Source organism: Neisseria sp. HMSC067H09, from assembly GCF_001814135.1.
GTDB lineage: Bacteria > Pseudomonadota > Gammaproteobacteria > Burkholderiales > Neisseriaceae > Neisseria.
Genome location: NZ_KV814858.1, coordinates 1 through 9,223 on the forward strand (window position 1 = coordinate 1; position 9,223 = coordinate 9,223).

General features: G+C 50.2%; 10 protein-coding genes, 2 tRNA genes and 1 pseudogene. 8 read left to right on the top strand and 5 right to left on the bottom strand.

Annotated elements, in window-relative coordinates; genetic code table 11:
* Positions 1-33: 33 nt before the first annotated feature.
* Both HMPREF2954_RS01415 and HMPREF2954_RS01420 read right to left on the bottom strand, forming a co-directional pair.
* Complete coding sequence (locus HMPREF2954_RS01415) at positions 34-831, bottom strand: Cof-type HAD-IIB family hydrolase (protein ID WP_045075404.1); 798 nt, start codon at positions 829-831, stop codon at positions 34-36.
* Between the two features lie 209 nt (positions 832-1,040).
* Complete coding sequence (locus HMPREF2954_RS01420; protein WP_045075407.1) at positions 1,041-2,444, bottom strand: 3'-5' exonuclease family protein; 1,404 nt, start codon at positions 2,442-2,444, stop codon at positions 1,041-1,043.
* Positions 2,445-2,562: 118 nt separating this feature from the next.
* On the opposite strand from HMPREF2954_RS01420, the gene HMPREF2954_RS01425 reads away from it, so the two are divergent.
* The 5 genes from HMPREF2954_RS01425 (at position 2,563) to HMPREF2954_RS01445 (ending at position 4,964) form a co-directional block, all read left to right on the top strand.
* Positions 2,563-2,639: transfer RNA gene (locus HMPREF2954_RS01425), tRNA-Arg, on the top strand.
* A gap of 15 nt (positions 2,640-2,654) precedes the next feature.
* Positions 2,655-2,729: transfer RNA gene (locus HMPREF2954_RS01430), tRNA-Glu, on the top strand.
* A gap of 222 nt (positions 2,730-2,951) precedes the next feature.
* Complete coding sequence (trhA, locus tag HMPREF2954_RS01435; protein ID WP_045075409.1) at positions 2,952-3,569, top strand: PAQR family membrane homeostasis protein TrhA; 618 nt, start codon at positions 2,952-2,954, stop codon at positions 3,567-3,569.
* A gap of 118 nt (positions 3,570-3,687) precedes the next feature.
* Complete coding sequence (locus HMPREF2954_RS01440; protein ID WP_045075412.1) at positions 3,688-4,581, top strand: DMT family transporter; 894 nt, start codon at positions 3,688-3,690, stop codon at positions 4,579-4,581.
* A 23-nt stretch (positions 4,582-4,604) separates the two neighbouring features.
* The gene (locus HMPREF2954_RS01445; protein WP_016687463.1) at positions 4,605-4,964 is read left to right on the top strand and encodes a SpoIIAA family protein; all 360 of its coding nucleotides are present in this window, start codon (positions 4,605-4,607) and stop codon (positions 4,962-4,964) included.
* A gap of 68 nt (positions 4,965-5,032) precedes the next feature.
* Here HMPREF2954_RS01445 and HMPREF2954_RS01450 read toward each other — a convergent pair whose 3' ends face one another.
* Both HMPREF2954_RS01450 and HMPREF2954_RS01455 read right to left on the bottom strand, forming a co-directional pair.
* Complete coding sequence (locus tag HMPREF2954_RS01450; protein ID WP_045075415.1) at positions 5,033-5,257, bottom strand: hypothetical protein; 225 nt, start codon at positions 5,255-5,257, stop codon at positions 5,033-5,035.
* A gap of 82 nt (positions 5,258-5,339) precedes the next feature.
* The gene (locus tag HMPREF2954_RS01455) at positions 5,340-5,543 is read right to left on the bottom strand and encodes a cold-shock protein (RefSeq protein ID WP_002217533.1); all 204 of its coding nucleotides are present in this window, start codon (positions 5,541-5,543) and stop codon (positions 5,340-5,342) included.
* A gap of 311 nt (positions 5,544-5,854) precedes the next feature.
* On the opposite strand from HMPREF2954_RS01455, the gene clpS reads away from it, so the two are divergent.
* Positions 5,855-6,166 carry an ATP-dependent Clp protease adapter ClpS gene (gene clpS / locus HMPREF2954_RS01465; RefSeq protein WP_003755322.1) on the top strand — a complete coding sequence of 104 codons (312 nt, stop codon included), beginning with the start codon at positions 5,855-5,857 and terminating at the stop codon, positions 6,164-6,166.
* 1 nt (position 6,167) lies between these two features.
* The gene (gene clpA, locus HMPREF2954_RS01470) at positions 6,168-8,453 is read left to right on the top strand and encodes an ATP-dependent Clp protease ATP-binding subunit ClpA (RefSeq protein ID WP_045075424.1); all 2,286 of its coding nucleotides are present in this window, start codon (positions 6,168-6,170) and stop codon (positions 8,451-8,453) included.
* A gap of 68 nt (positions 8,454-8,521) precedes the next feature.
* Here the strand turns inward: clpA and HMPREF2954_RS01475 are convergent, their stop codons facing one another.
* Complete coding sequence (locus tag HMPREF2954_RS01475; protein ID WP_016687458.1) at positions 8,522-8,887, bottom strand: transcriptional regulator; 366 nt, start codon at positions 8,885-8,887, stop codon at positions 8,522-8,524.
* Positions 8,888-9,030: 143 nt separating this feature from the next.
* Here HMPREF2954_RS01475 and HMPREF2954_RS01480 point away from each other — a divergent pair.
* Positions 9,031-9,223 (top strand): annotated as a pseudogene (locus HMPREF2954_RS01480) (hypothetical protein); the annotation flags it as partial.

A 9,223-nucleotide genomic window follows, 5' to 3' on the forward strand; every position in this document is an offset into this window, starting at 1 on the left:
GTTGTCGGGGGAAAAGGAATTTTGCAAAGGTCTCTATCCGTCAATAACGCCCAATTCCACCAAAGCCCTGTACACGCCATCTTCATCTACACTCGGAGCAATAAATTTCGCCGCGGCCTTCGCCGCAGCCTCACCATTTCCCATGGCCACGCCGAAGCCGACGGATGAGAGCATTTCCAAATCATTAAAGCTGTCGCCAAAAGCCATAACATCTTCCATGCCTATACCCAACTTTTCTACTGCATGTGCAATGCCTCTTGCTTTTGAACCTTCGCGGCGCAGCATGTCCAACGCAGACTCGTGCCAACGCACGGATTTGAAGCCTTCGGATTGGATTTTTCCGATAATCTCCTGCTCCTGGGTTTTATCTGCAAACACCAGCATCTGATAAACCGATTGTTTGCGGAAATATTCTTTATCCACTTCAAAAGCAGGCAGGATGTGCGACAAGGCTTCTTTTACCCTTTCGCCGGCAGCCGATGCGACAATTTCATCATTATTTACAAAAGCATAATCAATATACTGACTGTCAAAAAATGTACACATCCGCTCCACTTCGGCTTCAATCATCGGATAAGCCTGCAACACCTCTCCGTGAAACGTCGTGTATTGCCCGTTAATCGTAACCAGCATATCAATGCCGCTGTCGCGTATCAGGGTTTTCACCTTACCCGGAATGGCCACCGGCGGTCTCCCCGTCGCAATCGCCGTCAAAATACCCCGCGCTTTCAATGCCTCCATCGCTTTAGCAACAGACGGGCGCAGCGTATCGGTATATTTTCGGTATAACGTGTCATCAATATCGAAAAAAATAATTTTTGGCGTATTCATTATCAGGCATACAATCGGTTTCAGACGACCTATATTGTAACGTGCAATGACGGGAACAATGCACAATTTCTACATGCAATGATGTAAACAAGCTGTGTATAAATCCTACTTCATATTGATTCCCAAGAGAAAAACAAACCTGATTAAAAAATAAGCAGGTTATCAGAAGTCGTCTGAAACCTGCTTATTCCATTTTCGCCATTATTACATTAAGCAATAATTTTGACACTTTCCCGCTCCCGCCTGAATTTCATTTTCAGCAACGCGGGCAGACTGTCATCAAAGTACCAGCCGCCGTCCGGCATAGCAATCGCCCCACCGGCACAACGCAAAGTGATGCTTTTTCCGGATAAGCCGTCCGTCTCCGTAATCTCTACCTCATGCGCTCTCCCCCAGTCTGCAACGGGCAACAAATGCGCCAATTCGCGGATACGTCCGTTTTGCGCTTCTATCCCATCCTCGGTACGGCAGGCACCGTCGCATTGCCCGAGTGCCTGTACAGGACACGGCACACCTTTTCCATTTGCAACAGGCAGGATATTCAAGGCATCAGGACAAAGTCTGTTTTCCAGCGCCCAACTATTAAGCGCGCGTTTGGCGGCTTTTTTATGGATGAACAACCCATACGGGCGGACAGCACGACTGCCATTATCCAAAGGCACAATCCTTGCCTGCAATACACCGTGTTCGTCGGGAGAAAAACGAACAGTAGAAAATGCAGTAGGCTTGGAAACGACTCGTTCAGGCGGGCGGATACCATATTCCCTCATCGCCTGAGCCTTCAGCCACACCGAATGCAGACTGCCCAACGCAGGAATAAAACGCACGGAAGCCGCAGCCTTCAAATAAAGCGGAACTTTTTTACCGTGCAGCATTTCTGCCGTTTCACTATACGCCTTCTCCAATGCAACTACCGCCTGCGCCTTGCCGAATGCGTCAAACCAGACCAACACACCTTCGCTGTCCGGCAACGCATAAATCTGCGCTGCCAAAGCATCCGTTACCCAATTTGGCAGCATTTTCGGATTCATCAAAGACCGGCAGTAATTATCCCAATCTTCTGTATTCTTTTCGCGCAAGCTGTGTTCCAAATAATCGCTCAAAGCCAAGACATCGGTCATCGCACGATGACGGTTTTCCACTGCAATTGCGTTCCGTTCGATAATGCTGTCCAAATTGTGTTTGTAAAACTCAGGATAAAGGCGGCGCGACAACTGGACGGTACACAAAGCAGGCGCAGCAAAATCAATACCGGCACGGCGAAACTCATGGCGCAGGAAGGTATAGTCGAAACGGCTGTTATGCGCCACCACCACGGCTCCCCGTAAAAGCGGCAACAACTGTAAAGCAATTTCCGCAAACAACGGAGCCGTTCTCACCATCTCATTGCTGATACCCGTCAGTTGCGCGACAAATTCAGGAATCGACTTACACGGATTCACCAGCCATTCATAACGGCATACGCTTTGCCCGTCGAAACGCAATAAAGCAACTTCCGTTACCCTGTCTTGATACAGATTCCCGCCGGTAGTTTCCAAATCCACCACAACCACAGGCCTCCCGAAACGGGCAAACGCCTTCTGCAACAACGGCCAGCGAGAAACGCTCTCCATTTTATTTTCCTGTAAATTCAACCAATAGCCGCGCATTTTACACTTTCCCTGTTTATTTTCCAACAACACCCTTGACAGAATTCCACCCCCTCCCTATAATCCCAATCTTTCTTACATCGCACCCGTAGCTCAGTTGGATAGAGTATCTGGCTACGAACCAGAGGGTCGGGCGTTCGAATCGCTCCGGGTGCGCCAAAAATCTATTTATCCGCGCCCATCGTCTAGCGGTTAGGACATCGCCCTTTCACGGCGGTAACCGGGGTTCGATTCCCCGTGGGCGTGCCAGTTGTTGATTAAAGCCTTGTTAATACAGCAAGGCTTTAGTTTTTTATTTTATATTGAAACATATCAATATCATTATTCAACCTAGCCTTAAAAAACAAAAGGCCGTCTGTAACCAAGATTTGTTTTTTCAGACGACCTTAACTTATCTTTATCCTTTTATCCTAGCCCCGCCTTTGCCTTTCGCGTACACTTTCTACATCTAAAGAAATGAGAACTACTCTTATGTATCACGGTGAACGCTTCAATGCGTACAGCCATTTGGCAGGCTCGATGCTGGCCGTGGCGGCATTAGTGCTGATGACAGTCAAGGCAAACGGGCCCTACCAACTTGCCTCCGCACTCACCTACGGCATCTGCCTAATCCTGCTCTATCTTGGCTCCACACTTTACCACAGCATTCCCCAGCCCAAAATTAAGGCGATTTTGCAAAAAGTGGACCACTGCATGATTTACCTGCTGATTGCGGGCAGCTATACCCCGTTTACGCTGATACCCCTTAAAGGCGGTTGGGGGTGGTCATTGTTCGGCCTATCCTGGGGCTTGGCACTCTTCGGCATTATTCAAGAACTGACTATCGGCAGGAAAAGCGAAAAACGGCTGCTCTCCATGATGATTTACGTCATTATGGGTTGGCTGATTTTAGTTGCCGTATCGCCACTGGTACGCACCCTTCCCTTTGCCGGGCTGTTTTGGCTGGCGTTGGGTGGTATTTTATACAGCGCAGGCATTTATTGGTTTGTTAATGATACCAAAATCAAACACGGACACGGCATCTGGCACCTATTCGTCTTAGGCGGCAGCATAGCGCAGTTTCTCTGTATTTATTTCTATGTTCTTTAATCCGTCAAAAGGTCGTCTGAAAACAAGATATGCTTTTCAGACGACCTTTTTTAATATTTATTCCCCAAAGACCCCTACATCATTATAATGAACACCCTAACTATCCGTTAATATCAAAATGAACCAAATCGCGACTAAGGATCCGCTCGGTTCCGCATGGATTATCATCGCCACACTCGGTTTTACCGTCATGAACCTCTGCATCAAAGCGGCAGCAGGAAAATTCGGCTTCAGCAGCGGCGAATTGGTTTTCTGGCGCATGAGTTTTGCAGCCATCATGCTTGCCGCCATAGCGAAAATGCGGGGAGACACATTTGCCACGCGGTATTGGAAAATCCACCTCAACCGCAGCGTCATCGGCACAGCGGCGATGTTGTGCCTGTTTTATGCCGTTACCCACCTGCCGCTGGCAACAGGCGTAACCTTAAGCTACACCTCGTCGATTTTTTTGGCCGTGTTCTCATTTTTGATTTTAAAAGAACGGATTGCATTTTATACGCAGGCAATATTGGTATTCGGCTTCATCGGTGTCGTCCTACTGCTAAACCCTTCGTTCAAAGGCGGGCAAGAAATTGCCGCATTGGCAGGCTTGGCAGGCGGAGCGATGTCGGGTTGGGCGTATTTGCAGGTACGCGAGTTGTCACTGCTTGGCGAACCGGGCTGGCGGGTCGTGTTTTACCTGTCGGTAACCGGCGTCGCCATGTCGGCGGTTTGGGCAACGCTGACCGGCTGGCATCCCTTGTCTGCCGAGGCATTACCCTACTTGGCAGGTATCGGGCTGTCCGCGACCATCGCCCAACTCTGCATGACCCGCGCTTATAAAGTCGGCAACAAATTCACTGTCGCTTCACTCTCCTACCTGACTGTCGTTTTCTCCGCATTGGCAGGCGTAATGTTTTTAGGAGATACCGTTACTTGGCAGGAAACCTTTGGTATGATTATTATTGTAGCAAGCGGCGTACTGAGCGGTATCCGGCCGGTTGCGATTAAAAAATGGTTTTCCGGACATTAACGTCCTCAAACAAGGAGAGCATAATGATTTCCATCCGAGAGCAGTCTTATGGTTTGAATGTAGCGTTGTACAACGAGTTTACGCTGGACGACTTCCGCCAACTCGAATCCGCCCTGTTGGAAAGCAAACAAAAAATCCACCTGCCCGACATACTCTTGGATTTGTCCATGCTGAAAGACTTCACCATCGATATGGCGGTAGAACAAATAAAATTCCTCAATCAACACGAAAACGACTTCGGTCGGGTTGCCGTCATTACAGACGACATCTGGATCAAACTCGGCGCGCGTCTCTCCAGCCTCTTGACCAACCAACACCCCAAATATTTCGATGATGCCACAAAAGCTCAAGAATGGCTGCTGGCAAGCAACCTTAAACCTTAATCTCGAAAATAAACGGCACGCCAAGGCGGGCCGTTTTATTTTTTATTTCCCAAAACCTGAAACTGTTTTTACTTGCCCCCCAAATGGCGGCGGTAAAACCGGTCGATATCCGCTATCGCCTTTTCATCACTCGGCCGCAGATCGATTTTCAAATCGGCGAGCCGTATCAGCATCAAGTCTTCTTGTTCCGCCACAGCGCAGCTCACTTCCCTGCTGCTGCGCAGATACACGATGAGTTCGTCCAGCTGCCGCAGGGCGTTTTCATAAGCGGCGTTTTGCGTGTCTTCTGCCATATGGATTCCGTTTCTCATAGACAATAAAAAATGGCGGGGAATCAATCCCGCCATTATTCTACGGCATAAGCCGCACGTTTAATTAAGCAGCCTGAATGTTAGCAGCTTGTTTGCCTTTAGGGCCGGTGGTTACGTCGAAAGATACGCGTTGGCCTTCTTTCAGGGTTTTGAAACCTTCCATGTTGATCGCTGAGAAGTGAGCGAACAGATCTTCGCCACCTTCGTCAGGAGTGATGAAACCAAAACCTTTAGCGTCGTTAAACCATTTTACGATACCGGTTGCCATTAGAAACTTCCTATACTTAAAAATTAACAAAATCAGCAAAATAAGGCATACAGCAAACTTAAACGTTCAGCGTTTCTCCCTAGCTTTATATACTTGGTCGAGTGCCGGCTTCTGCTTAACCGTCTTTTTACATTTGTTAAGCCAAAACGTCAAGCCATACAAGGGAAAAAGTGCGAAAATGGCGGAAACCGACCAAAATACAACAGAAATCGAAATAAACCTTATAATCACTATATTTATAGATTCATTTGATATCAAACCTTCCACAAGGTCGTCTGAAAACAAATCCTCTTCCACAAAGCCAAATATTTATGAACAACCCAAACACACATCACGAATCCGATACACTTTTAAGCGACCAGAAAACCGCCCCGCCGAAACGTTACGGCGTATTTTTGCTGAACGACGATTACACCACGATGGAATTTGTCGTCGAAATCCTGACCGAAATCTTCATGCTCGGACAGGAGCAGGCGGTGGCGGTGATGCTGTTGGTTCATCACGAAGGCAAAGGCTTGTGCGGCACTTACACACGGGACATCGCCCAAACCAAGCAGCAGCAGGTCATGCAGCGGGCAAAAGCCGAAGGGCATCCGCTGCAATGTATTGTCGAGGAGATTTAATATGCTTTCACCCGAATTGGAACAGATTTTGCAGCAGCTTTACCGCGAGGCACGTAAGGCTCATTATGAATTTATCAGCCTCGAGCATCTGCTTTTGGTGTTAATCGAAGAAGACGCCTCCGTCCCCAACGTCCTCAAGCTCTGCGGCGCGGATTTAAAAGTGGTGTCCGAACAACTCGCCGCCAGCGTTGCCGAAAATACCCCGCAGATTCCCGACCACCTTTTAGATACGGTCGAAACCCAGCCCACGCTCGGCTTCCAGCGCGTCATCCAGCGGGCGATGGTGCATACCCAATCCGCAGGCAAAGGCTTGGTCGAGCCTTTGGACGTTTTGGTGGCGCTGATGAGCGAAACCGACAGCCACGCCGTCTATTTCCTCAAGCTGCAATCGGTTACGCGTTTTGAAGTTTTGCGCTGCATTGCCCACGGCGCAACCGAAGACGACGAACACAAAGGCTTTTCAGACGACCCCGACAATGATTCAGACGACCCTGTCGAATCGAAAAGCGGCTCGCTGTCGGACTACACTGTAAACCTCAACGCCGAAGTCAAAGCCGGCCGCATCGACCCCTTAATCGGCAGAAAACACGAAATGGAACGGCTGGTGCAAATCCTGTGCCGCCGCCGCAAAAACAATCCGCTTTTAGTCGGCGAAGCAGGCGTGGGCAAAACCGCGCTGGCGGAAGGCTTGGCGCATCAAATCGTCAACGGCGACATTCCCGACGCGCTCAAAGATGCCGAAGTATATGCGCTGGATATGGGTTCGCTTTTGGCGGGCACGAAATACCGCGGCGACTTTGAAGCGCGGGTCAAATCCGTCTTGAAACAGCTCGAAAAAATCCCGCACGCCATTTTGTTCATCGACGAAATCCACACCATCATCGGCGCGGGCAGCACCAGCGGCGGCACGATGGACGCGTCCAACCTGCTCAAACCCGCGCTGGCGAAAGGCTCGCTGCGCTGCATCGGCGCGACCACCTACGACGAATACCGCACCATTTTCGACAAAGACCACGCCTTAAGCCGCCGCTTCCAAAAAATCGACGTGGTCGAGCCCACCGTCGCCGAAACCGTACAAATCCTGCGCGGCTTGAAACCGATGTTTGAAGGTTTCCACCAAGTGCGCTACACGCAAGGCGCACTCGAAGCCGCCGCCGAACTCTCCGCCCGCTACATCAACGAGCGTTTCCTGCCCGACAAAGCCATCGACGTAATGGACGAAGCAGGCGCGGCGCAACGGATTTTGCCCAAATCCAAACAGAAAAAAGTCATCGGCAAAGCGCAAATCGAAACCGTCATCGCCAAAGTCGCGCGGATTCCCGAAAAAACCGTGTCGCACGACGACAAACAAGTGCTGCAATTCCTCGGTCGCGATTTGAAAAACATGGTTTACGGTCAGGAAAACGCCATCGACGCGCTGGTTGCCGCCGTCAAAATGTCGCGCTCCGGTCTCGCCCTGCCCGACAAACCCATAGGCAGCTTCCTCTTCTCCGGCCCGACCGGCGTCGGCAAAACCGAAGTCGCCAAACAGCTTGCCTACTCGATGGGCGTACCGCTGCAACGCTTCGACATGTCCGAATACATGGAGCCCCACGCCGTATCGCGCCTCATCGGCGCGCCGCCGGGCTACGTCGGCTTCGACCAAGGCGGCCTTTTGACCGAAGCTGCCAACAAACATCCGCACTGCGTGTTGCTTTTGGACGAAATCGAAAAAGCCCATCCCGACATTTTCAACGTCCTCCTGCAAGTCATGGACGCGGGCAAACTGACCGACAACAACGGCAAGAGCGCCGATTTCCGCAACGTCATCCTGATTATGACCACCAACGCAGGCGCGGAAAGCCTCAGCCGCCCCAGCCTCGGCTTTACCGCCAAGCGCGAACGCGGCGACGAAATGCAGGCGATCAACAAACTCTTCACGCCCGAGTTCCGCAACCGCCTGGACGCGATTATCCCGTTTGCGCCCCTATCCGAACCCGTCATCGCCAAAGTCGTGGACAAATTCCTGCTCCAGCTCGAACACCAGCTCCTCGACAAAAAAGTCGAAGCCGAATTCACGCCGGCATTGCGCAAATATCTGGCGGAAAAAGGTTTCGACCCGCAAATGGGCGCGCGCCCGATGCACCGCCTGATTCAGGAAAAAATCCGCAAACCGCTCGCCGACGAACTCCTGTTCGGCAAACTCGCCGACGGCGGCTTCGTTCGGATAGACTGGGATGCGGCGAAAGAAGAAGCCGTGTTGAAATTCAAGAAAAACAAAGCCAAACCTGAAGCAGCCGCGGTTTGACGGATAAAGGCAAAAGGTCGTCTGAAAACGAGATTTCCGTTTTCAGACGACCTTTTTGTAATGAAAACTCAATCCTCCGCTTTATGAAGCAAAGTAATCAACGCCTCCTGCTTTTCCGGCGACAGCGCGCGGAAATATTTCAACAACAACGCCTCTTGCGGAGAAACTGCCCCACCCTCTTCCAACATTCGTCCGTGCCGCAGCCATTCTCCGCTGGTATCCAGCCATTTCGCCAGCGTTTCGATTTTATCGGGCGTCGGAATCGAACGTCCGACCAACCAATGGTGGAAAGCCTGCGTGCTGACGGATTGATTGGGATGGCGCAGATTAAAGCGGTTGGCAAGGCTGGCATTGGAAAGATTATCCAAACCCGCCAGCCTGATTGCGGTTTTCAAGCGTTCGCTGAAATCGATTTTGTCTTGTTCGGTATGCATAATCGAGGATTATGAATAGCCGACTGTTGCAAAATTTAACAGTTTTGTTGTTTTTGTAAATTATTTACTTGATATTTTCAAATGACTGGTTGACAATACACCTGCATTTACTTATTAACCCTCCCATTACAAAGGAAGCATCTATGTCTTTACAAAAAATAAGCGCAGTAACCGTTATCGCTCTAAGTCTGGCAGCCTGTGGCGGAGGTGGGGGAGGAACGCCATCTGCACAACCAACAGATACCAATATTGAAAATACAAAAGCCGAAGAAGCTCGTAAAGCAGAGGAAGCTCAAAAAGCTGAAGAAGCCCGTAAAGCCGAAGAAGCTCGAAAAG